Source organism: Sinorhizobium kostiense (assembly GCF_017874595.1).
Lineage (GTDB): Bacteria > Pseudomonadota > Alphaproteobacteria > Rhizobiales > Rhizobiaceae > Sinorhizobium > Sinorhizobium kostiense.
The window spans coordinates 130,326-151,985 of the sequence record NZ_JAGILA010000011.1 but is presented as its reverse complement, the minus strand read 5'-3'; the positions used below and the strand labels follow the sequence as shown (position 1 = coordinate 151,985).

Below are 21,660 nucleotides of genomic sequence, written 5' to 3'. Positions count from 1 at the left end.
GCATTGACGCGTGCGGCGCCCACATTCGAATTCATGTGACGCGCTTCAGACCCTTGTTCTTCGCAGGTCCTTGTCCCAAACCGCCGCACACTTTTGGGCGATATGCACTAGCGCGGTTCGTTCGCCAATCCCTTGAGGATGGCAAAGCAGGCAAGCAACAGCACGAGGGTAAAGGGGAAGCCGGTCGAAACCGCCATCGCCTGCAGCGCTCCAAGTCCGCCACCCAGAAGAAGCGCAATCGCGACCAGTCCCTCAAAAGTCGCCCAGAAAACGCGCTGCGGCGTCGGTGCATCCACCTTTCCGCCGGCGGTAATCGTATCTATCACCAGCGAGCCCGAATCCGATGAGGTGACGAAGAACACGATCACCAGAACGATCCCGATGAAGGACGTGATCGTCTGTAGAGGCAGTGCCTCCAGCATCGAAAACAGTTTCAGTTCCAGTGGCGCATCGGCAATGACCTGATACCCGTCGTTGACGATCTGGCTGATCGCCGTTCCGCCGAACGCCGTCATCCAGAAGACCGACACGAGCGACGGAATGATGAGGACGCAGGTGACGAATTCGCGCACTGTGCGACCGCGGGAAATGCGCGCGATGAACATGCCAACAAAGGGCGACCACGAAATCCACCAGGCCCAGTAAAAGGCTGTCCAACCTTCACGGAAGTTGTCGTCGGCGCGCCCAAACGGGTTCGACAACGCCGGCAGGTATCGCACGTATTCAAAAAGATTGGTGAAGAAGCCGGTGAGGATCGCCCAGGTCGGCCCCACCGCGAGCACGAAGAACAGAAGCAGCGCGGCCAGGATCATGTTGATTTCCGACAGGCGCTTCACCCCTGCCTCAAGTCCTGCCACCACGGATCCAAGAGCAATGGCGGTGATCCCGACGACCAGCACGACCTTCGAGACGTTGTTGACCGGCAGTCCGAAAAGATGGTTGAGTCCAGCGTTGGCCTGTTCCGCGCCGAAGCCGAGCGACGTTGCAAGCCCGAACAGCGTGGCGAACACCGCCACCACATCGATGACGTGGCCGGGCCAACCCCATGTGCGCTCCCCAAAAACCGGATAGAACACGGAACGGATCGTCAGCGGCAGGCCCTTGTTATAGGCGAAAAGAGCCAGAGCAAGCGCCACCACGGCATAGATGGCCCACGGATGCAGGCCCCAATGAAATATGGTCGCAGCCATGGCAAGATGACGAGCCGTGACCGTGTCGCCCGGGGCACCGCCAAGTGGTGCCCAACTGTCTGGCACCGCCGCATCCTGTGCTACCGAAGAGGAGTAATGGGAGATCGGCTCGGCAACGCCATAGAACATCAGCCCAATGCCCATGCCTGCGGCGAACAGCATCGCAAACCAGCCGCCATAGGAATAGTCCGGTGTGGCCTCCTTTCCGCCGATCCGTACCTTGCCGTAAGGGGAAACAATCAGGAACAAACAAAGGAGGACGAAAATATTGGCCGAGAGAAGGAAGAACCAATCAAATGTCGAAGTCAGCCATTCACGCAGGCTGTTGAAGATAGGACCTGCCTCGCTCTGAAAGGCCAGGGTCAGCATCACGAATGCAACAGCCGTTAGGCCGGATATAGCGAAAACCGGATTGTGAACGTCAAGGCCGAAGGGCCCGATCTGTGCGGTGATATTGTCCTGACCGACCTCGTAGTCGGTATCGATCAGCGTCGAAAGGCCGTCGGGGGCCGGGATTCCAGCATCGCTCATGGAGTGCGCTCCTCAAATTGCCGGGCTTTACGGTGTCTGGTCCGGGCTGCAATCTGCAGCCGTGACACCCATGCAAATAACAGGGGGTTGTAAAGTCTTTGAAAGATTTGCCTCCGTCAATGGTGCACTCTCTAAATATTCGAAATGCACCGGATCTACGGAAACCCCTATATTATCTTGTCCAATTCCCCTCTCAGTTCCGATTTACGGAATCTTTATGCTTTTTTCTTTTTCTCTTCTCCTCCTAATTAATAGCAGTCGTCATTCGCTGGTCAGCGTGCAACTGAAAAACAGTGTTCGGACCCGGCGGGGCCGGGTCCTTCCAGGTGACGAGCGCATGCCGCTCGCAATCAGGCCGCCTTCATGACGGACAGCACCTCTGCCACCGTCTCGCCGAACGAGGACGGGGTTGGCACGATCGTGACGCCCGCGCTTTTCAGGATCTCGACTTTTTCCTGTGCCGATTCGCCGAAGGCGGAGATGATCGCGCCGGCATGACCCATGCGGCGTCCCTTCGGCGCCGAAAGCCCGGCGATATAGGCGATCAGCGGCTTCTTCATGTGATCCCGCGCCCAAAGCGCTGCCTCCGCTTCCTGGGGTCCGCCGATCTCGCCGATCATCAGGACGGCATCGGTGGCGGGATCGTTCTCGAAAAGTTCGAGCATGTCCTTGAAGGACGAGCCGTTGACCGGGTCGCCGCCGATGCCGACCGAGGTCGACACGCCGATGCCCAGCGCCTTCATCTGACTTGCGGCCTCATAGCCGAGCGTGCCGGACCTGCCGACAATGCCGATGCGGCCCGGCAGGTAAATCGAACCTGGCATGATGCCCATCATCGCTTCGCCGGGCGTGATCATGCCGGCGCAGTTCGGCCCGATCAGGGTCATGCGATCCTCGAAGCGGTAGCGCCGCATGTATCGCTTGACCCTGATCATGTCCTGGGAGGGGATGCCGTCGGTGATGCAGACGCAGAGCCTGATCCCGGCATCCGCCGCTTCCATGATCGAGTCGGCCGCGAAAGGTGGCGGCACGAAGATGATAGAGGCATCGGCACCGGTTTCCTGCACGGCGCCCTTCACCGTGTTGAAGACCGGCATGCCGAGATGGGTCTGGCCGCCCTTGCCCGGCGTGACGCCACCGACCACATTAGTGCCGTAGCGCTTCATGTCCTCGGCGTGGAAGCTGCCGATCTTGCCGGTGAAGCCCTGAACGATGACGCGTGTGTTTTTGTCGAGAAGAATGGACATGTCCTGCCTCCTTAGGCTGCCTTGCCGGCATTAAACGACCGCCAAGCGGCGACTGCCTTATCGGCAGCTTCGGCCAGCGTTTCCGCGACGATGACGTTCTCGCCGGATTCGGCGAGGATCCGTCGGCCCTCTTCCATGTTGGTCCCGGAAAGGCGGACGACGAGCGGAACCGGCACGCCGACTTCCCTCAGCGCCTTGATCACGCCCTCGGCCACCCAGTCGCAGCGGTTGATGCCGGCGAAGATGTTGACGAGGATCGTCTCAACGTTCTTGTCCGTAAGTACGGCACGGAATGATTTCGCCACGCGCTCAGGCGAGGCGCCGCCACCGATGTCGAGGAAGTTCGCGGGCTCGCCGCCGGCGATCTTGATCATGTCCATGGTTGCCATGGCCAGCCCTGCGCCGTTGATGATGCAACCGATGTTGCCGTCGAGCCCGACATAGGAGAGGCCGCGATCGGAAGCGTATGTCTCGCGCGGATCCTCCTGGCTCTTGTCGCGCATCTCGGAGATATGCGGCCGGCGGAAAAGCGCGTTCTCGTCGAAGCTCATCTTGGCGTCGAGGGCTACGAGGTCACCCCGGCGGGTCACCACCAGCGGGTTGATTTCCAGCATCGAGGCGTCGTAGTCGACGAAGGCGCGGTAGCAGCCGAGCAGCGTCTGGGTGGCGCGGCCGACCAGCGCATTGTCAATGCCCAGCCCGAATGCGATCTCGCGGGCCTGGAAGTCCTGCATGCCGACGCCCGGATCGACGGTCGCACGGATGATCGAGTCCGGCTCCGCCTCGGCGATCTCCTCGATCTCCATGCCGCCGGAAGACGAGGCGACGATCATGATGCGCTCGGATTTCCGGTCGAGCACGAAGCCGAGATAGATCTCGCGTTCGATATCCATCGCCTCCTCGATATAGAGGCGGCTGACCAGCTTTCCTTGCGGCCCGGTCTGGTGCGTCACGAGCGTACGACCGAGCATGGAATCGGCAGCCTCGACGATCTCGTGGTCGGACGAGCAGATTTTGATACCGCCCGCCTTGCCCCGTGCACCGGAATGGATCTGCGCCTTGACGACCCATCGGTCGCCACCGATCTCCCGGGCGCGATAGGCCGCCTGCTCGGGGCTATAGGCAAGGCCGCCGCGCGGGATATCGATGTGATAACGGGAGAGAAGTTCCTTGGCCTGATATTCGTGAATGTCCATGGGATCCTCCTTCAGCGGCGGCCGGCGGTAATTGCTTCGTGGGTGGCAAGCACGTTGCGCGCCATGCGCTCCGAGGCGGCATCGATCATCTTGCCGTCGAGCGAAGCCGCACCCTTGCCCTGGCTCTCGGCGAGCTTCAGCGCATCGATAATGCGGCGGGCGCGCTCAACTTCCTTCTCGGGCGGCGAAAAGATGTCGTTGGCCAAGGCGATCTGGCTCGGGTGGATCGCCCACTTGCCTTCGATGCCGAGGGCTGCGGCTCGGCGCGCAGCCGCGATATAGCCTTCCGGGTCGGAGAAATCGCCGAAGGGGCCGTCTATGGCCCGCAGACCATAGGCGCGGCAGGCAACCGTCATCCGCGACAGTCCGAAGTGCCACTGGTCGCCGGGATAGTCGGGATTGAGGCCGCCGATGTTTACGGTGCGGGCCTTCAGGCTCGCGGCATAGTCGGCGACGCCGAAATGCAGCGCTTCGAGCCGGCCGCCAAAGGAGGCGATGGCCTCGACATTGGCCATGCCGAGCGCCGTCTCGATCAGCGCCTCGAGGCCGACGCGGGTCCTGAAGCCCTTGGCAATCTCGATCTGGTTGACCATCGCCTCGACCATGTAGAGGTCCGCCGGCACGCCGACCTTCGGTACGAGCAGCGTGTCGATACGGTCGCCCGCCTGCTCCATCAGGTCGACGACGTCGCGGTACATGTAATGGGTGTCGAGGCCGTTGATGCGGACGGAGATGGTCTTGCCGCGACCGCGCCAGTCGATTTGATTGAGCGCGGCGACGATATTGGCACGGGCGCGCTCCTTGTCCGGCGGCGCCACGGCGTCCTCGATATCGAGGAAGATGTAGTCGGCCTCCGAATTGGCAGCCTTCTCGATCATCTCCGGATTCGAGCCCGGAACGGCGAGTTCGCTGCGCTGCAGGCGGAGCCGGCGGAGATGGTTTATGGTATGGCTCATGAATGCCTCTCCCCCTGTTCAGGCTGCCTTGGCGGTCGTTGCCGTAGCGGTCGAGCGGAATTGCCTGATTGCAGCACCGACGCCGGAACCGGGCTCGACGGCCACCCCGCAATCGAGCAGCGTCAATTCGGCGGCCGAGAGCGCGCCGAGCACCATCACCTCGTTCAGCGATCCCAGATGGCCGATGCGGAAGACCTTGCCCGCCACTTTGCTGAGCCCGCTGCCCAGCGAGGTTTTGTAGGTGTGAAAGGCATGGCGGATCACTTCGGCGCCATCGATCCCTTCGGGCAACCGGATCGCCGACACCGTGTCGGAATGCCACTTCGGCTCGGTCGCGCAGAGCCTGAGGCCCCAGGCGGAGACGGCGGCGCGGACGCCGTTGGCAAGGTGGTGGTGACGCGCGAAGATATTTTCGAGACCTTCATCGAAGATCAGGTCGAGCGCGGCGCGCAGACCGCGCAGGAGCTGCGTCGGCGGCGTGTAAGGAAAATAGCCGATGTCGTTGGTCTTGATCATGTCATCAAAGGAGAAGTAGCAGCGCATGTGACGCGCGGTTTTCGCCGTTTCGAGGGCCTTCTGGCTGACCGAAAGGAAACCGAGGCCGGCCGGCAGCATGAAGCCCTTCTGCGAGCCTGAGACGGCGCAGTCGATGCGCCATTCGTCCTGACGAAAATCGATCGAGCCGATCGAAGAAACGCCGTCGACGAAGAGCAGCGCCGGATGGCCGCAAGCATCGAGCGCCGTGCGGACGGCCGCGACGTCCGAGGTGACGCCGGTGGCTGTTTCGTTGTGCGTCACGAAGACGGCCTTGATCCGGTGCGCCTTGTCGGCGGCGAGGCGCTCGGCATAGAGCTCGACCGGAACGCCCGTGCCCCATTCCATGTCGAGGCAATCGACCTCGAATCCGAGGCGCTCGGCCATGTCGACCCAGAGATGCGAGAACTGGCCGAAGCGGCTCATCAGTACCCGGTCGCCTGGGGAGAGCACATTCGTCATCGCCGCTTCCCACGCGCCGGTGCCCGACGAGGGATAGATGAAGACGCGACCGTTCTCGTTCTTGAAAATCTTCTTCAAGTCCGCGAAGAGCGGCAGCGTCAACTCTGGAAAGCGCGGAGAGCGCATGTCTTCCATCGGCAGGTTCATGGCCTGGCGAACCTGTTCGGGGATATTGGTGGGGCCGGGAATGAATAGATGAGTATAGCCTGACATGGTTCCTCCGATTGCCAGCGGTGACCGCGGGCGTACTTGATTGCCACGCATAGGCTGCCTTTCGGGCGATTGCCGCACAACACTCGCTCAGGCAGAAAGGATTGCCGGACGGGCAGCTCAGTTTCGCCCCGGATGGGTGGTGGTCAGGAGGATGGGTAGGCAATCCCCTACCCGGAAAGCCAATCGCCGGCACAGAGGCTTTACGTCGCCGAACCCCATGATGGGGACGCGCTCGGCGAGCTTTTGCCGACGACGTGAGGTTTGAGATACGGCTTTGTCGAGCGTCGCGCTTCGGCTGAAATCGCGCTTATGATTGGACGCGTCGCCGCTCCTTGGCGTAGATCGCGACCGCCATCGCCCGGTTTCGGACCTGGAGCTTGTCATAAAGATTCTTGAGGTGATATTTCACCGTATTTTCAGATATGCCGGTTCGCGCTGCGATCTGGGTATTGCTCCAGCCGTCGGCCAGCATGGACAGGAGTTCGTTCTCACGGGAAGTGAGTTGCGAAAACGGCGAGTGGGGCACCTTCGCGAGTACCGTGTAAGGGATGCAAATGCGTCCCTTCATCACGGCCGTCAGAGTGGCGAAAAGGATCTCCGGATCTTCCGACTGGTAACAAAGTCCGTTGACGCCGAGCCGAATTGTTTCGCTCACGACGGCCGGGTTGTGGGTTTCGGCGAAGAGCACGACCCGCGGGTCGAATCCCAGCCGCTCCAGATCGGCGAGGACGTCCGGCGCTTCCGCGTCCGTCAGCTGCCAGCTAAGCAATACGCAATCGGCCTCGATCGCCCCGAGCATCTCGCACAACTCCGCGGACGAGCCGGCTGTGCCAACGATCGAGAACTTGGTCTGTTCCGAAAAAAGCCCGCGCAGTGCGGCAACGACAAGTGGATTGCGTTCGGCAATCAGCACGCGCCCTCCCGCATCCTGCGGTGTCAATATTGCCATGCGCCATATCCTCAGTTGACGCTGATTGACCCGATCTCAGCGGCCGAAACCTAACACTCCCCTCCGCCTTGGCTTTTGCGACAAACGACGAAACTTGGCTTATTCGCTCACGATAGCGCCAGACCTTCAGCGCGCAATGGACGCCGTAAGGCTTGGTTTCAGCTTCGTGCCTTCAAAAAACAGAACCGATTTTCGAGCCGATGCACTAGGCCACGGCCTGAGCGCCCGTTATTTCAACAAGCGCGCCGCACATGAAGGCAGCTTCGTCGGACGCGAGAAAAGCGACCAAAGCTGCAACTTCCTCCGGCTTTCCGATCCGCCCGAACGGAACGCGCTTGTCGAGATCGGCAATGGTTCGGCCCGAACGCTTCACGCCGGCTTCGAGCATGGGCGTGTGGATTTCGCCGGGGCAGACGGCGTTCACGCGGATTTTGTGCGGCGCATAGTCGCGAGCGAGATTCTGCGTGAAGGCGGCGACCGCAGCTTTGGTGGTGTTGTAGGCGATGTGGTTCGGCGCCGGATAAAGACCCCATTGCGAAGCGGTGTTGACGATCGCGCCCCCGCCTGCCTCGATCATGTGGGGGATGGCGGCGCGGCAAAGGTGGAACATCGAGTCGAGATTGACGGCGAAGCTCGTGTGCCAGTCGTCGTCGGTCAGCGACAGAAGGTTGCCACGCCGGTTGATACCGGCATTGTTGACGAGAATGTCGACGCGCTTCTGCTGATCGAAGGCCTCGGCAATCAGTGAAAAGCACGACTCCTTTCGGGATATATCGGCGGCGATGGCAATTGCAGAACCGCCCGCCGCCTCGATTTCGCCGGCCACAGCGCCTGCCGCTTCGCGGTTCGCATCCGAGACCACCACCAGTGCCCCCTCCTCCGCCAGCCGGCGCGAGATCGCCGAACCGATGCCGCCGCCCCCGCCCGTGACGACGGCAACCTTGCCCTTGAATCGTTGCATGCTCCGCTCCCTAACATCCTATCGAATATAGCTGCCGCCATTGACGTCGAGGGTCGCGCCGCTCAGCGAACGCTGCGAAGGCTTGAGCGCAAAGGCGACGAGTTCGGCGATTTCGGAGATTTCGGCCATCTCGCCGATCGGTATGTCGCCGACGGCGGCTTGTTTGCCGAATTTTGCCACGAAGTCGTCGGCCATCTGCGTCTGGACCCAGCCGGGCGCGATCGCTAGCGCCACGACGCCATCCGCGCCGAAGCTGCGCGCGATCGACTTGGTGAGATTGATCAACGCCGCCTTCGTCGCACCATAGGGCATGGCATCGGCCGCGTAGCCGCGCTGGCCCGCGCGGCTCGCCATGTTGATGATCCGGCCGCCGCCATGGGCCTTGAAGTGCCTGAGTGCCTCCTTGCAGAGATCGGCCGCGGCGAAGAAGTTCACCTGGAACTCCTTCCGCCATGCCTCCCTCCAGGCGTCCGCATCGGCCGCGATCGAAATCTCGGTGCGGATACCGGCATTGTTGACCAGTGCATGGACGCGACCCACCGCCTCTTCCGCCTCACGCCAGAGCCGGAACGGCCCCTCGCCAGCGAAAAGATCGGCCTGGACGAGGAAAGCCTCACCCGAAACGCGGGCGAGAAGCGCCTCGGCTCCCGCTCGGTCGCGGCCGTAGTGGATGATCGGGCGTGCACCCTCCTCCGCCAACCGCTCGACGATAGCAGCGCCGATGCCGCCCGAGGCGCCGGTGACGAGGATATTTTGACCCGACAAGGGTTTTGGCGTCATCGCTCTTCCCTCAGCCCAGCATGTCGACTTGCGGCCCCCAACTGTCGGAGAGCGCAAAGCCGTTTTTGAACGGATCCTCGTCTGAAAGGCGAAGCTGCTCGCGGCCGTAGATCCAGCCGCGGCCGGTGATCCGCGGCAGCACGGCGGGACGGCCGCCCACCTCGGCGACGCCGATCGCTTCGGCAACGAACTCGCCGCCGATGATCGAGCGCGACGTTCGCCGATCACCCACCGCGATTTTACCGCGCGCGAAAAGTGTCGCCAGGTTTGCCGAGCTGCCGGTCCCGCAGGGCGACCGGTCGACCCGGCCGGGCTTCAGCGTCGTGCAGGTGCGCACCGCACCGTCCGGTTCCTCTCCGCGAAACATCACATAGGCGATCTCGTCGACGCCGGGGAGCTCCGGATGCTTCACCTGCACCTGTTCGGCGAGAAGCGTCTTCAGTTCGATTCCGGCTTCCGCCAGGTAGCGCGCACGGGCCGGCGCGATATCGACGCCGATCTGGTCGACGTCGACGATCGCATAGTAAACGCCGCCGAAGGCGATATCGGCCTCGATGCGCCCCCAGCGCGGCGTCTCGATCTCCCGGTCCAGCGCCTCGGCGAAACTCGGAACATTGTCGAGGCTGACCGACAGGCACAGCCCATCCCGGCACGTGGCGCGCGCGACGATCAGCCCGGCGGGCGTGTCGAGTCGGACGATCGTCTCCGGCTCCTGCATCGCAACCCGCCCGCTTTCAAGCAGTGCGGTGACGACACAGATGCAATTGCTGCCGGACATCGGATGGGCGCGATCGGCCTGCAGCACGATGAAGCCCGCATCGGCATCCTGCCGCGTTGGCGCGACGAGGAGGTTGACCGACATGGCGACGCTGGCGCGCGGCTCGAAGGTCACGAAGCGGCGAAGACTGTCATCGACCGCGTTGATGTGGTTCATCTTGTCGAGCATGGTCGCGCCGGGGATTTCCGGCGCGCCGCCAATGATCACCTTGCCGATCTCGCCCTGGCAATGAACCAACAACAGGTCGAGCGAATGGCCCCAATTCATCATGCCGGCTCCTACCTGATGTACCAGCCCCAGGAATCTTCGCTCACATATTTGGTGATCTGCTTGGTCTCGAGATAATTTTCGAGACCCCAGCGGCCGAGTTCGCGGCCGAGGCCCGACTCCTTGTAGCCGCCCCAGGGCGCCTCGGTGAAAGTCGGCTGCGAGCAATTGATCCAGACGATACCGGCGCGGAAGGCGCTCGCGACCCGCTCGGCGCGGAGGTCATCCTTCGACATGACCGCCGCGGCGAGACCGAAGCGGGAATCATTGGCAAGCTCGATCGCTTCCTCTTCGGTCGCGAACGGCCGGATGCAAAGAACGGGTCCGAAGATTTCTTCGCGCCAGGCGTCGCTGTCCAATGGAGCATTGGTCAGCACCGTGGGCTCGAGATAATAGCCCTTTTCGAAGCCTTCCGGCCGCTTGCCACCGCAGGCAACCATCGCACCGGCGTCTTTCGCCGCCTCGATGGCCGCCAGAACCTGCTCGTATTGGCGCCTGGAAACCAGCGGCCCGAGTAGAACGCCCTCTTGCAGGCCGTCGCCAATCTTTATCTTCTTCGTCTCCTCGACAAGCCGCGCCAAGAGGCGCTCGTAGATACCCTCCTGGACAAGGACCCGCGAGGTGGCCGAGCAGACCTGACCCTGATTCCAGAAGATACCGAACATGATCCATTCGACGGCGTCGTCGATATCCGCATCGTCGAAGACGACGAAGGGCGACTTCCCGCCGAGTTCGAGGCTGACGCGCTTGATGTCGCGGGCGGCCGCCGCCATGATCTTGGCGCCGACCGGACCGGAGCCGGTGAAGGCCAGCTTGTCCACGCCCTTGTGATCGATGATCGCCTGCCCGGCGACCGATCCGGCACCGGTGACGATGTTGAGGACGCCCGGCGGCAGGCCCGCTTCATCGGCGATCGCGGCGAGTTCAAGCGCGGTCAGCGACGTGACTTCAGCCGGTTTCAGGACGACCGTGCAGCCGGCGGCGAGAGCCGGCGCGACCTTCCAGGCGGCCATCAACAGCGGATAGTTCCAGGGGATGATCGCGCCTGCGACGCCGATCGGCTCCTTGACCGCCTTGGAGGTGAAGCGAGCATCGGCGAGCGCGATCGGCTCTTCCGGATTGTTGTCGAGTTGCTCGGCAAGTCCGGCATAGAAGTCGAAGCAGCCGGCCGCATCGGCGATATCCCAATCCGCTTCCGGCAACGGCTTGCCGTTGTCGATCACCTCAAGACGGGCGACCTCGGCCTGCCGGGCGCGAATGCCATCGGCAATAGCCCGGAGATAGCGGGCGCGCTTGCGGCCAGCGAGCTTCGGCCAGCCGTCCTTGTCGAAGGCGCGGCGTGCCGCCTTGACCGCAATGTCCACATCCTCGGCGCTTGCCGCAGCGGCCCTGTGGATCACTTCTTCCGTCGCCGGATTGACGACATCGAAGGTCCTGCCATCAGAGGACGGTCTCCACGTTCCGTCGATATAGAGTTCGCTTCGCATGGTGTTCTCCCTTCTTGCCCTCGCCTCAGAAACGGTCGACGCGATAGGGTTTGAGATCGATTGGCGGTGTCTGGTCGGTCATGAGATCGCCGATCAGCCGGGCAGTCGTCGCGGCATAAGTCAGGCCCAGATGACCGTGCCCGGTGGCGTAATAGACGCCGCGATGCTTCACGGAAGGACCGATGATCGGCACCGTGTCGGGAAGCGCTGGACGATGGCCCATCCACTCGGTGGCTCCGTCCGCCCGAAGGTCAGGCAGGGCCTCCCGCGCACGTTTCACGAGGACTTTGGCGCGCCGGTAATCCGGCGCGGCATCGAGACCCGCCATCTCCACCGTGCCGCCGACGCGGATGCCACCGGCCGTGGGCGTGACCATGAAGGCGCGCGCCGGCCAGATGATCGAATGGCGCATCGAAATGCCCGGAGCCATGATTTGCGTATGGTAGCCGCGTTCGGTTTCGAGCGGAATCAGCTCACCGAGAAGTCGCGACAGCCGGGCGGTGAAAGCTCCTGCCGCCAGCACCACGCGATCCGCCGAAAGCCTGCGGCCATCGGCGAGCCTGACTGCCGAAACGTTCCCATCGCCTTGCTCGAAGCCGACGACCTCGCCGGTCCCGATGGTGCCGCCGAGCGCCTGGAACCGTTCTGCAAGCGCCGTCACCAGCCGGTAGGGATCTGAAACAGAGCGGTTGTCGGGGAACAACACAGCCTTGGCGATCTTCGACGCCAGGGCCGGTTCGAGATCGCGGATGGCATCGCCGCGGAGGATTTGGTGGCGGAAGCCGAATCGTTCGAGGATCTCGATATGATCGCGGTCGGCTCGAAATTCCGCCTCATCGGTATAAAGGCTGAGGCAGCCTTCGCCGCTCAGCATGTAAGTGAGCCCCGTCTCCTTCAGCAGCGCCTCGAAATCCTCCAGCGCGCGGCTGCACAGGTTCGCGCCTGCCGCCTCCAGTTCGCGCAGCTTCGAGGGCCGGCTGGCGGCGAGGAAGCGCAGGAACCAAGGAATGAGTTTCGGCATGTAAGCGGGCCGGATGCGCACCGGCCCCTCCGGGTCGAGCAACCATTTCGGCATCTGCGCCCAGACGCCGGGACGCGAGGCCGGCATGAACTCGGTGACTGCAATGCTCGCCATATTGCCGTAGGAAGCACCCTTGCCCGGCGCGTCGCGGTCTACCAATTCCACAGACAGGCCGCGGCGCTGGAGCTCGTAGGCAATGGCGACGCCGATGACGCCGGCACCGACAACAACGGTTTTGTCTCTGCTGTTTGTCATGTCGTTGTCAAAGTGCCTGCATCCAAGTGTAAAGCACCATCTTGCGGATGTCGTCCATGTGCGTCTCGAGATGAACCCGCTTTTCGAACATGGTCTCGCCGGGAACCTGGCCGACCCCGCCAACAACAACCTTGCCGCTTTCCCCTTCGGCGTGGCAGTCGACGACAGACAGGACCTTCTTGAAACGCATTGAAATGGCTCCAGAATAGTGAGGATCGGTAGGCCAGGATTTATCGGGGCGGTGCCCCGTTTGCCGCTCCGTCCCGCGTTTGCTTACCAGTTCAGGATCGGCTCCATTGCCGCGCGGAACTCAGCCTTTTCCTCATCCGCCAGCGGTCCGAGCGGCGCGCGGCATTCCCCGACCGGCAGGCCCTGCAGCTCGCACCCGTACTTGATCTTCTGAACGAACTTGCCGGACTCAAGGATGTTCATCGCGCGGTAAAGCGTCTTCATCATCTCGCGAGCTTTGCCGATGTCGCCGGCCTTGTAGGTGCGGTCGAGGTCGCAGCAGGCCTTCGCCATGCAGTTCGACGGCCCGCAGATCCAGGACTCGGCGCCCCAGAACATGAAGTCCAGCGCTATGTCGTCGGAGCCGCTGACAAGCTGGATCTTTCCCTCGTAACGGCTGGCGATGTCGATGGCGCGTTGCAGTACGCCCGAGCTTTCCTTAATGCCGATTACGCGCGGATTGTCGGCAAAATGATCCATCAGCTCGAAACTGATGTCCGATCCGTCCTTGGCCGGATAGCTGTAGAGCACCAGATTGACGTCAACCGCTGCAAGCACGGTTTCATAGTGCTTGATGAGTTCTGCTTGTGTCGGGCGGGTGTAGAAGGGCGGCGCCAGCAGGACGGTGTCGTAGCCGATTTCCTTGGCCATGGCAGTCTGCTCGATCACCTCGCGCGTGGCGGGGGCGTTGGTACCGGCGATCAGAGCTTCGCCGGGCTTGACGAAATCCTTCACGAACTGCAGCACCTCGCGGCGCTCTTCCGTCGACTGGCTGAAGTACTCACCGGTCGAACCGTTCGGCACCCAGCCGGTGACGCCGGCCTCACGCAGATGTGCCAGAAGCTTTTCAAAAGCCTTGAAGTCGACCCTGTCGTTCGCGTCGAACGGGGTGACGAGGGCGGGCATGACGCCGGAAAGTTTCATGGAATATCTCCTTTCGAAAGAATTCGGTTCAGATCGCGAGCTTGGCGAGCACCCGCCGCTCGACCAGCGTAACGGCACGGGTCAGCGGGAACGCGATGACGAAGTAGATGAGGGCGACGACGGTCAGCACCTCGACGGGGCGCGCCGTGTTGTTGGAAATGTTCTGGCCGACGAACATAAGATCGGCCATGCCGACGGCGGAGACGAGCGCGCTTTCCTTGAACAGGCTGACGCAGTTCGACAGCAACGTCGGAACGGCCCGCAGCACCGCCTGGGGCAAGATAACGCTCGTCACCTGAACGCGGCGCGGAAGGTCAAGCGCCACGCAGGCGTCGAGTTGTTCGGGTCCGATGGACTTGAGCGACGCCCGGAACGTCTCGCTGCTGATCGCGCCCATGTAGAGGGTGAGTGCGATGACCCCGGAGGTAAGATTTGAGAGCTCGACGCCGAGGATCAGCGGCAGGCAGAAGAATATCCAGAAGAGCTGGACGAGCACCGGCGTGCCGCGGAAGAACTCGACATAAATACTGGAGGCCGCTCGCAACAGGGCGCTACGCGATGTCCGGGCGAGGCCGATGGAAAATCCGAGGCTGCAGCCAAGCACGACGCAGATCAGCGTCAGCTTGATCGTCATCCATAGACCGAGCGCCAGCGCTTCCTGGAAGCGAAGAACGATGGAGAAGTCGAGTGTCATGGGTCTTCTCCTCAGCTCATAATCAGTTGCCGGCGGCGTTCGAGGTAGCCGACGATCTGCGAGACGGGAAACGAAACGGCGAAGTAGACGAGCGCGACAACGGTAAACGTCTCGATCGGCCGATAGGTCTCCGTCGCGAGCGTCTTTGCCTGATACATGAGGTCCTGTACGGCGACGATGGCGACCAGCGCGCTCTGCTGGAAAATGCCGATGCCGTTGGTGAGCAGAACAGGTATCGAGGCACGAACCGCTGTCGGCAGCACGATGTAGAGGGTGCGCTGGAGCGGATTGAGGCCAAGGGCGATACTGGCATCGAGCTGTTCGCGCGGGACCGCCTGGATAGCGGCGCGATAGGCCTCGGCGTTGAAGGCCATCAGGTTGAGGCCGAGCGCCATGATGCCCATCGTCATCGAACCGAGAAAGACGTTAAACAGCATCGGCACGCAGTAGAAGAACCAGACGATCTGGACGATCGCCGGCGTGCAGCGGAAGAATTCGACGAAGAGCATCGCCGGCAACCGAGCCGGTGCGAAGCGGCTCATGATCAACAGCGCTAGCGGAAAGCCGAACACGATGCCGATCAGATTGGCGGCGATCGTCAATTGAAGGGTGACGATCAGGCCTTCCCAGAGCGGTCCGAAGGAGACGGACTGGAAGTCGAAGGAATAATCCATCTTCCCCTCCTAGTGTCGAATATGGAAGACGCGATCGATGAATTCGCGGGTGCGCTCTTCCTTGGGCGAGCCGAGCACCTGCTCCGGCGGCCCATCCTCGACGACCACGCCGCCGGCGCAGAAGATGACGCGCGAGGCGATGTTCTTCGCAAACCACATGTCATGGGTGACGATCATCATCGGCATGTCCTGGCCGGCAAGCTGCAGGATCACCTGCTCGACCTCGGCGACAAGTTCGGGATCGAGCGCCGATGTCACCTCGTCGAACAGCATCAGCTTCGGATCGAGCATCAGCGCGCGGGCGATCGCCACGCGCTGCTTCTGCCCTCCGGAAAGCTGGGCCGGATAGGCACTGGCCTTGGCGCCAAGACCAAACCGTTCGAGCAACGCCTGGGCGCGCTTGGTGGCACTCGCCTTGTTTTCGCCCCTGACCTTGCAGGGTGCCAGGATCAGATTCTGTATGACGCTCAGATGCGGGAACAGCGTGTAGTGCTGGAACACCATCCCGATCGAGCGCCGCACCTCGGTATCGATGACGGTTTTCCTGTCGGCTCCCTCGGAGAATATGTAGGGCTTGCCGCCGAAGCTGATCGAGCCGCTGTCGATCTTCTCGAGGCCCATCATCACGCGCAGCAGGGTGCTCTTGCCGCCGCCGCTCGGGCCGATGACCACGACCCTTTCGCCGGGCTTCATCTCGACGTCGAGTCCCTTGAGCACCTGGATGTGCGGTCCGTAGCTCTTGTGAAGGGACTGGATTTTGACAAGGGGGGCACTGAAGGACATGGTCATCGCCGATCTCGCTGGTCAAAAGAAGGGATGACGGGCCGGGCAAGCCTTGGTCGCGCTCGGCCCGGCTGACGTCACTGTGCGCTTTTCAGCACCTCATCGACGGCCTTGCGGATCAGCTCGTCCACGTGGCCGGTCGCAACCTTCTCTTCGAGGAAGATATTCACCACCTCGACGTCGGCGGCCGAGAGCTGATGCGGTAGACCGAAGGCCACGCCCTGCTTCGCCAGCGCCGGCTCGGGGTTCAGGGCGACCGCCCAATCGGGATTCGACTGAAGGAAGAGCTGGTTGGTGTCGGAAGCATCGACGAGAATATCTGCGCGCCTGGAGACGACCGCGAGGCGCGTTTCGTCATTGCCCGGCAGACGCAGGATGGTGGCATTCTTCACCGCGGCGGAGATTGCCTTGTCCTGGGCGGTTCCCGACATGACTGCGAGGGTCACGTCCTTCTTGTCGATGTCCGCAACCGAGGTCGCGCCGCTCGGAATTTTCGGGTTCTCCTTATTGTAGGCAAGCGAGATCTGGTACTCCATCGCCGGAACGGAGAACTGCACCGCCATGGCTCGGGCCGGCGTCCTGTTCAGCGCCAGCGAAAGATCCCATTTACCCGCCTGCAGGCCGGCGACGATGTTGTCCCAGGTCGTATCGACGAATTCCGGCTTGACCTTCAGGACATCGGCGAACTCGCGGCAAAGATCGGCGAAGAAGCCGGTATAGTCGCCCGAGGCCGGATCGCGCATGACGTAGGGTGGAGCGACGGCCGCGCCGCAACGAAGAACGCCCGCCTTCTGTACGCCTTGCCAATAGCCTTCGGCGGTTTGGGCAGAAGCGGCGGCAGTTGAAAGGCCTGTGATCAGTGCGAGCGCAGGCAGCGCCCGCAGAACGGGCGAAAGCATCTTCGAAAGCATCATCATTTCCTCTGTTTGGCGTGCGCGGGACGCGCGGTTCCTCTCGTCGGCTTGAGCCGATCTTGTGTCGTCTTCGTGTCGACATTGAAATTTATGTCGTCTTCATGTCGACATTGTCAAGCGGAAAAATTACATTGTCTGGAGACGTGCATTCTGGCCTTATGCATGTGGATCGTGGGAAAGGGACGTAAGTGTCTGACGAGACAGAAACCAAGCGCGCCAAGGGCACCGGCTGGAGAAGCGTTTACGAGACGCTCAGGAACGAGATCTTGGCGCTCACGCTTCCCCCTGGTCAGCTTCTCGATGAGAACACGCTTGCCGAGCGCTTCGATATGTCCCGATCGCCGGTTCGCGAGGCGCTGATCCGGCTTGCCGGCGAGGACCTGGTCGTCACGCTCTCAAACCGCAGCACCATCGTCGCGCCCATCGAAGTCGCGACCTTCCCGAAGTATGTCGAGGCGCTGGATATCGCGCAGCGCATGAACACCCGGCTTGCGGCGGAACTGCGCACGGAGGCGGACTTGAAGGCGATCGCCAAGCGGCAGAAGGAATTCGAAGCGGCCGTGAAGACCGGCAACCACCTGCAGATGTCGGAGGCCAACAAGCAGTTCCACATGGCGATTGCTCATGCGGGCAAGAATCCCTATCTCGCCTCGTTTTACGAGCGGCTGTTGAACCAGGGCCAGCGCATGCTGCATCTCCACTTCGAGTACTTGGAGCGAACCCATGAGGGTTATCTCCTGACCGATGAGCACAACCAGATGCTGGAAGCGATACGATTGCAGAATGTCGATCTCGCCGACGAGCTGGCCCATGCCCATACGCGCCAGTTCCAGCAGAACTTCATCAACTTCATGCGCGAGAATTACACGACCGATGTCTCGCTCGGACGGCGAAAGGCAGCGGAATAGGATGCGCATCGGCTTCGTCGGCACAGGTGCGATCACCGAGGCGATGGTGACGGGCATCGTCGGCTCCGGGCTCGAGGTCGCGGAGATCGTCATTTCGCCGCGGAATGCTGAAATCGCGGCGCGGCTCGCAAGCTGGTTCCCTGCCGTGCGGATCGCGGCGGACAATCAGGAAGTGCTCGATGCAGCAGACGTCCTGCTTCTTGCCGTCCGGCCGCAGGTCGCGGAAGAGGTGATCACTGCGCTGTCGTTCCGCGAAGGCCAGACGATCGTCAGCGTTATCGCCGCGACAGACCGCTCCAAGCTCCTGACCTGGATCGGCGAAGACGTACAACTCACGCAGGCAATCCCGCTGCCCTTCGTTGCCGACCGCCAAGGCGTTACCGCCATCTTCCCCCCCAATGCCGAAATCGCGGCTATATTTGATGCCCTTGGCAGCGCCGTCGAATGCGAAACGAAAGACGAATATGACCTGCTCGCGGTGGCCAGCGCACTGATGGGGACCTATTTCGGCATTCTTGACCGGGCGGCCGGCTGGCTAGCCGAGAAGGGCATGGCGAAAGCCAAGGCGCGCGCCTACCTGGCGCCGCTCTTCGCCAGTTTGGCGCAGAGGGCGGCTAAGGCCGATCAAACCGCGCTCGACGCCCTGCGGCGCGAGTTTTCGACGCCGGGCGGCTTGAACGAGCAGGTATTCGAGGATTTTGACCGTGGCGGCGGGAGCCGGGCGCTGACGGACGCGCTGGAGCGCGTGCTCGCCCGTGTGAAGGGATAACGGCGGCAAGTCGCTGTAGTCCTTGAATTGCTGCATGTCTTTGTCTCGATTTTGGAGGACATGCAGCAGCACGCCACTAAAGTCGCCGTCGAACTTTTGATGCTTGGCTTGATGAAAGCGAAGACAATTATAGATTCCGGTGAGATGTTTGGTCAGCAGCATCGAGTTCTCTCCTCAGCTTGGGGAGATAAGATGACCGGGAGCAAGTCATGTGCCGAAACATAAAGCCCCTGTTCAATTTCGATCCGCCAGCAACGGACGAGGAGATCCACGACGCCGCGCTTCAGTTCGTGCGCAAGCTGAGCGGAACGACCAAGCCGTCGAAGCGCAATGAGGCGGCGTTCGACCTCGCGGTCCATTCGATCGCGGCATGCGCCCGCGACTTGCTCCAGTCTCTCGAGACTTCGCAACCTCCACGCAACCGCGAGGAAGAGGCCGCAAAGGCGCGTGCAAAAATGGCAATCCGGTTCAGCTGATCTTTTCTGCCAATCATCCTCGTCCCGGACTGCGCCTTCTCAGGACGCGGGAGCGTGCATTCAGTGCGGAGGACATGTGCAGAACACCCAGCTCAGGGCTGGTAAGTACTGGCACCGATGTCTCTTTCATCTCACTTAAAGCATTTGCCATTGATGCCTGAGCGAGAACAACCACGTCGACACTGCCCACGAGCGAAGCGAGGCCTTCACGTATCATCGCATCATGCGCCGCCCTGTCACCGCTACGCAATTTGTCAAAGGCTCCTTCACAAAGACGACTGGTGACGGAAACGTTACGACCCATCCGATGAGCATGGCGTTCAATCAAGTGGGTTGTAGGGATCATTGTTGTAGCCAGAGTTGCAAGGACGCCAATTCGATTCCCGCGCTGGATCGCCTCAATCGCCATTCCGTCATCGATACGGAAGAGGGGCACGGGGCACAGCGGGATTGCCGCATCCACTGCAGGGCCGAGCGAGGAACAGGTGACGAGGACAGCCGAAGCACCCGCATCCACCGCCGACCAAATGTGAGTCGCAAGGCGCCGCATGGTCTGGCGTGACAGCGTGCCTTCGCGGATCGTGTTCCCCAGCAGGCTCTCATCCAACATGTTGAACGGCCGCCAGCCGGGCAGATGGAGGCCAACGAGTTCGCCAAACGCGGGGATGATGCCGGGGACCGTATGGATCATGGCAAGCGCGGGGGACTCGTGAACGTCTGTAGTCATGGCTTCATCTCTGTTTTTGATTGTGCACGCTCTTCAATTTGAGCCTGTAGCAGCAGGGGTGATATGACCCGATCGCGCATGCTCGACCGGAAGCCGCTTCAAATCCACCGTCGTCAGGCAATGCTCTGAAATTTACCCACTCGACCGTGATATTCGTGACTGTCGCTCGGGCAAAAACGGAACTTTCTGCCTTCCCTGCATTTGCATTCGACGCGTGCTGCTCGCCTTCCTTCCGTAAAGTCACAAGAGCTCACTTCGAGGGCGCCAGGTGCCGGAACTCCACTACGGCTATTTCGGCGAAGTCGATGCGATAGCCATCATTGCCTTAGGTGCTCCTGCCGGAGGGGCAGGAAACAGTGCCGTATAGTTCGGCCGCCAAATCAGTTCAGGTCAGCCCCCATGTCTCCAATCGTCAAACGCATACAGAACGATCAAGAGCTTCCCGCAACGGCGGATGTCGTCGTCATCGGCGGCGGCATCATTGGTGCAACGGCAGCTTTCTTTCTCGCCGAGCGGGGGCTGTCCGTTGCCCTGGTCGAAAAGGGCCATGTCGGCTGCGAGCAGTCGAGCCGCAACTGGGGTTGGTGCCGCCAACAGAACCGGGATGAGCGCGAGCTGCCGCTCTCGGGTGTCGCCCTGCGGCTATGGGGTGAGTTCGAGTCCAAGATCGGAGAGGACGTCGGCTTCCGCCGATGCGGTCTGCTTTACGCTACGGACAATCGAAAGCAATTGGCGGAATGGGAAGCATGGCGTGACATAGCGCGCCAGTTCAACGTCAATACGAAGATGCTGAGCGCCAAGGAAGCGGCCGCCGCAATTCCGGCAAACGGCCGCCGATGGCTCGGCGGGGTCCATTCGATCGATGACGGCAAGGGCGAGCCTGCCATCGCCGCGCCGACGATCGCGAACGGCGCTCGCAAATTTGGGGCGACGATCCATCAGGAGTGCGCTGCGCGAGGTCTCGATCTGGTCAATGGCGCGGTGGCGGGGGTGATCACCGAAAAGGGGACCATCCGGACACAAGCCGTTCTCTGCGCCGGCGGTGCCTGGACATCCATGTTTTGTCGCCAGCACGGAGTTCTGTTTCCGCAGGCGAGCGTGCGCCAGACGGCGCTTCGGACGCGGCCCACAGCGAATCTGGGCGAGGCGATCTATACGCCGGAATGTGCGTTGACCCGCCGGTTGGATGGCAGCTACACGCTTGCGATCAGCGGCAGGGCGATGCTCGACATCACCCCACAAGGCATTCGCTACGCCCGCTGGTTCATGCCTATGTTCATGAAGCGCCTGAAAGCGGTGCAGTTCGGCATCGGCAAATCCTTCCTCCAGGGTCCGGAAGCATTCGGAAGCTTGAACAAGAGTAAACCGTCGGCCTTCGAGCGGATGCGCGTTCTTGACCCGCCGCCGAGCCGCCGCACCATAGCCGCTATTTTGAAACGGGTCACGGAGCAGTTTCCTGCGTTGGCGGGGGTCGAAATTGCCGACAGCTGGGGAGCCTATGTGGATTTCACGCCGGACGCGGTGCCGGTCATCTCGCCAGCCGATGGTGTGAAAGGTCTCTATTTAGCCGCGGGCTGCTCCGGCCATGGCTTCGGCCTTGGCCCGGGCATCGGCCGCCTGGCGGCCGACCTGGTTGCCAATGATACACCCTGTGTCGATCCCACCCCCTTCCGCCTGTCCCGCCTCCTTGATGGTTCGAAAGTCAAAGTCGGCGCAATCTGATCGTGAGACCAGAT

Annotated in this window: 22 protein-coding genes; 4 read left to right on the top strand and 18 right to left on the bottom strand. The window is 61.9% G+C overall.

The genetic code is table 11. The annotated features are described in order from the left end of the window. Positions 1-107 precede the first annotated feature (107 nt). From J2Z31_RS27910 to J2Z31_RS27830, 17 genes are all read right to left on the bottom strand, one after another. Entirely contained in the window at positions 108-1,721 is a 1,614-nt protein-coding gene (locus J2Z31_RS27910; RefSeq protein WP_209606833.1) for a BCCT family transporter, read from the bottom strand. Between the two features lie 350 nt (positions 1,722-2,071). Then, positions 2,072-2,968 carry a succinate--CoA ligase subunit alpha gene (gene sucD, locus J2Z31_RS27905; RefSeq protein WP_209606829.1) on the bottom strand — a complete coding sequence of 299 codons (897 nt, stop codon included), beginning with the start codon at positions 2,966-2,968 and terminating at the stop codon, positions 2,072-2,074. Positions 2,969-2,979: 11 nt separating this feature from the next. After that, the gene (locus tag J2Z31_RS27900; protein WP_209606827.1) at positions 2,980-4,164 is read right to left on the bottom strand and encodes a malate--CoA ligase subunit beta; all 1,185 of its coding nucleotides are present in this window, start codon (positions 4,162-4,164) and stop codon (positions 2,980-2,982) included. 11 nt (positions 4,165-4,175) lie between these two features. Next, positions 4,176-5,120: an HpcH/HpaI aldolase/citrate lyase family protein gene (locus J2Z31_RS27895; protein ID WP_209606825.1), complete on the bottom strand. Its 945-nt coding sequence runs from the start codon at positions 5,118-5,120 to the stop codon at positions 4,176-4,178. A gap of 18 nt (positions 5,121-5,138) precedes the next feature. Beyond that, entirely contained in the window at positions 5,139-6,329 is a 1,191-nt protein-coding gene (locus J2Z31_RS27890) for an aminotransferase class V-fold PLP-dependent enzyme (protein WP_209606823.1), read from the bottom strand. Positions 6,330-6,636: 307 nt separating this feature from the next. Continuing rightward, positions 6,637-7,278 carry a response regulator transcription factor gene (locus J2Z31_RS27885; protein WP_209606821.1) on the bottom strand — a complete coding sequence of 214 codons (642 nt, stop codon included), beginning with the start codon at positions 7,276-7,278 and terminating at the stop codon, positions 6,637-6,639. 205 nt (positions 7,279-7,483) lie between these two features. After that, positions 7,484-8,239, bottom strand: coding sequence for an SDR family NAD(P)-dependent oxidoreductase (locus tag J2Z31_RS27880; RefSeq protein WP_209606819.1), 756 nt, complete (start codon positions 8,237-8,239; stop codon positions 7,484-7,486). 18 nt (positions 8,240-8,257) lie between these two features. After that, on the bottom strand, positions 8,258-9,019 hold the full coding sequence (locus J2Z31_RS27875; RefSeq protein ID WP_209606817.1) for an SDR family NAD(P)-dependent oxidoreductase: 762 nt from the start codon (positions 9,017-9,019) through the stop codon (positions 8,258-8,260). A gap of 10 nt (positions 9,020-9,029) precedes the next feature. Next, a complete protein-coding gene (locus tag J2Z31_RS27870) occupies positions 9,030-10,064 on the bottom strand; it encodes a proline racemase family protein (protein ID WP_209606914.1) in 1,035 nt (344 codons plus the stop codon). Between the two features lie 11 nt (positions 10,065-10,075). Then, positions 10,076-11,551, bottom strand: a complete 1,476-nt coding sequence (locus tag J2Z31_RS27865) for an aldehyde dehydrogenase family protein (RefSeq protein ID WP_209606816.1) — start codon at positions 11,549-11,551, stop codon at positions 10,076-10,078. A 25-nt stretch (positions 11,552-11,576) separates the two neighbouring features. Continuing rightward, complete coding sequence (locus tag J2Z31_RS27860; RefSeq protein WP_209606814.1) at positions 11,577-12,827, bottom strand: NAD(P)/FAD-dependent oxidoreductase; 1,251 nt, start codon at positions 12,825-12,827, stop codon at positions 11,577-11,579. Positions 12,828-12,834: 7 nt separating this feature from the next. After that, positions 12,835-13,017 (bottom strand): proline racemase family protein, encoded by a 183-nt coding sequence (locus tag J2Z31_RS27855; protein WP_209606812.1) that lies wholly within the window; start codon positions 13,015-13,017, stop codon positions 12,835-12,837. Between the two features lie 83 nt (positions 13,018-13,100). Continuing rightward, positions 13,101-13,979: a 4-hydroxy-tetrahydrodipicolinate synthase gene (gene dapA, locus J2Z31_RS27850; RefSeq protein WP_209606810.1), complete on the bottom strand. Its 879-nt coding sequence runs from the start codon at positions 13,977-13,979 to the stop codon at positions 13,101-13,103. Between the two features lie 28 nt (positions 13,980-14,007). Further along, the gene (locus J2Z31_RS27845; protein ID WP_209606808.1) at positions 14,008-14,673 is read right to left on the bottom strand and encodes an amino acid ABC transporter permease; all 666 of its coding nucleotides are present in this window, start codon (positions 14,671-14,673) and stop codon (positions 14,008-14,010) included. 11 nt (positions 14,674-14,684) lie between these two features. Further along, complete coding sequence (locus J2Z31_RS27840) at positions 14,685-15,347, bottom strand: amino acid ABC transporter permease (protein WP_209606805.1); 663 nt, start codon at positions 15,345-15,347, stop codon at positions 14,685-14,687. Between the two features lie 9 nt (positions 15,348-15,356). Further along, positions 15,357-16,136 carry an amino acid ABC transporter ATP-binding protein gene (locus tag J2Z31_RS27835; RefSeq protein ID WP_209606803.1) on the bottom strand — a complete coding sequence of 260 codons (780 nt, stop codon included), beginning with the start codon at positions 16,134-16,136 and terminating at the stop codon, positions 15,357-15,359. 71 nt (positions 16,137-16,207) lie between these two features. Further along, positions 16,208-17,041 (bottom strand): substrate-binding periplasmic protein, encoded by an 834-nt coding sequence (locus J2Z31_RS27830; RefSeq protein WP_209606801.1) that lies wholly within the window; start codon positions 17,039-17,041, stop codon positions 16,208-16,210. Positions 17,042-17,232: 191 nt separating this feature from the next. Between J2Z31_RS27830 and J2Z31_RS27825 the strand changes: the two genes are divergently transcribed. The 3 genes from J2Z31_RS27825 to J2Z31_RS27815 all read left to right on the top strand — a co-directional run bounded on the left by J2Z31_RS27825 (position 17,233) and on the right by J2Z31_RS27815 (position 19,197). Further along, a complete protein-coding gene (locus tag J2Z31_RS27825) occupies positions 17,233-17,952 on the top strand; it encodes a GntR family transcriptional regulator (protein ID WP_209606799.1) in 720 nt (239 codons plus the stop codon). A 1-nt stretch (position 17,953) separates the two neighbouring features. After that, the gene (locus J2Z31_RS27820) at positions 17,954-18,721 is read left to right on the top strand and encodes a pyrroline-5-carboxylate reductase (protein ID WP_209606797.1); all 768 of its coding nucleotides are present in this window, start codon (positions 17,954-17,956) and stop codon (positions 18,719-18,721) included. Positions 18,722-18,930: 209 nt separating this feature from the next. After that, positions 18,931-19,197, top strand: a complete 267-nt coding sequence (locus J2Z31_RS27815; RefSeq protein WP_209606795.1) for a DUF2277 domain-containing protein — start codon at positions 18,931-18,933, stop codon at positions 19,195-19,197. Between the two features lie 13 nt (positions 19,198-19,210). Here J2Z31_RS27815 and J2Z31_RS27810 read toward each other — a convergent pair whose 3' ends face one another. Further along, positions 19,211-19,924, bottom strand: coding sequence for an aspartate/glutamate racemase family protein (locus J2Z31_RS27810; RefSeq protein ID WP_209606793.1), 714 nt, complete (start codon positions 19,922-19,924; stop codon positions 19,211-19,213). Between the two features lie 399 nt (positions 19,925-20,323). Here J2Z31_RS27810 and J2Z31_RS27805 point away from each other — a divergent pair, with 399 nt between their 5' ends. Further along, the gene (locus J2Z31_RS27805; RefSeq protein WP_209606792.1) at positions 20,324-21,646 is read left to right on the top strand and encodes an NAD(P)/FAD-dependent oxidoreductase; all 1,323 of its coding nucleotides are present in this window, start codon (positions 20,324-20,326) and stop codon (positions 21,644-21,646) included. Positions 21,647-21,660: the final 14 nt, after the last annotated feature.

Excerpts from the sequence above, each read along its gene's own strand:
- sucD (WP_209606829.1), bottom strand. The coding sequence starts at position 2,968 with ATGTCCATTCTTCTCGACAAAAACACACGCGTCATCGTTCAGGGCTTC.
- J2Z31_RS27845 (WP_209606808.1), bottom strand. The coding sequence starts at position 14,673 with ATGACACTCGACTTCTCCATCGTTCTTCGCTTCCAGGAAGCGCTGGCG.
- J2Z31_RS27835 (WP_209606803.1), bottom strand. The coding sequence starts at position 16,136 with ATGACCATGTCCTTCAGTGCCCCCCTTGTCAAAATCCAGTCCCTTCAC.
- J2Z31_RS27900 (WP_209606827.1), bottom strand. The coding sequence starts at position 4,164 with ATGGACATTCACGAATATCAGGCCAAGGAACTTCTCTCCCGTTATCAC.
- J2Z31_RS27830 (WP_209606801.1), bottom strand. The coding sequence starts at position 17,041 with ATGCTTTCGAAGATGCTTTCGCCCGTTCTGCGGGCGCTGCCTGCGCTC.
- J2Z31_RS27815 (WP_209606795.1), top strand. The coding sequence starts at position 18,931 with ATGTGCCGAAACATAAAGCCCCTGTTCAATTTCGATCCGCCAGCAACG.
- J2Z31_RS27840 (WP_209606805.1), bottom strand. The coding sequence starts at position 15,347 with ATGGATTATTCCTTCGACTTCCAGTCCGTCTCCTTCGGACCGCTCTGG.
- J2Z31_RS27875 (WP_209606817.1), bottom strand. The coding sequence starts at position 9,019 with ATGACGCCAAAACCCTTGTCGGGTCAAAATATCCTCGTCACCGGCGCC.
- J2Z31_RS27910 (WP_209606833.1), bottom strand. The coding sequence starts at position 1,721 with ATGAGCGATGCTGGAATCCCGGCCCCCGACGGCCTTTCGACGCTGATC.
- J2Z31_RS27805 (WP_209606792.1), top strand. The coding sequence starts at position 20,324 with ATGTCTCCAATCGTCAAACGCATACAGAACGATCAAGAGCTTCCCGCA.
- J2Z31_RS27820 (WP_209606797.1), top strand. The coding sequence starts at position 17,954 with ATGCGCATCGGCTTCGTCGGCACAGGTGCGATCACCGAGGCGATGGTG.
- J2Z31_RS27860 (WP_209606814.1), bottom strand. The coding sequence starts at position 12,827 with ATGACAAACAGCAGAGACAAAACCGTTGTTGTCGGTGCCGGCGTCATC.
- J2Z31_RS27890 (WP_209606823.1), bottom strand. The coding sequence starts at position 6,329 with ATGTCAGGCTATACTCATCTATTCATTCCCGGCCCCACCAATATCCCC.
- J2Z31_RS27865 (WP_209606816.1), bottom strand. The coding sequence starts at position 11,551 with ATGCGAAGCGAACTCTATATCGACGGAACGTGGAGACCGTCCTCTGAT.
- J2Z31_RS27885 (WP_209606821.1), bottom strand. The coding sequence starts at position 7,278 with ATGGCAATATTGACACCGCAGGATGCGGGAGGGCGCGTGCTGATTGCC.
- J2Z31_RS27895 (WP_209606825.1), bottom strand. The coding sequence starts at position 5,120 with ATGAGCCATACCATAAACCATCTCCGCCGGCTCCGCCTGCAGCGCAGC.
- dapA (WP_209606810.1), bottom strand. The coding sequence starts at position 13,979 with ATGAAACTTTCCGGCGTCATGCCCGCCCTCGTCACCCCGTTCGACGCG.
- J2Z31_RS27810 (WP_209606793.1), bottom strand. The coding sequence starts at position 19,924 with ATGACTACAGACGTTCACGAGTCCCCCGCGCTTGCCATGATCCATACG.
- J2Z31_RS27855 (WP_209606812.1), bottom strand. The coding sequence starts at position 13,017 with ATGCGTTTCAAGAAGGTCCTGTCTGTCGTCGACTGCCACGCCGAAGGG.
- J2Z31_RS27880 (WP_209606819.1), bottom strand. The coding sequence starts at position 8,239 with ATGCAACGATTCAAGGGCAAGGTTGCCGTCGTCACGGGCGGGGGCGGC.
- J2Z31_RS27870 (WP_209606914.1), bottom strand. The coding sequence starts at position 10,064 with ATGAATTGGGGCCATTCGCTCGACCTGTTGTTGGTTCATTGCCAGGGC.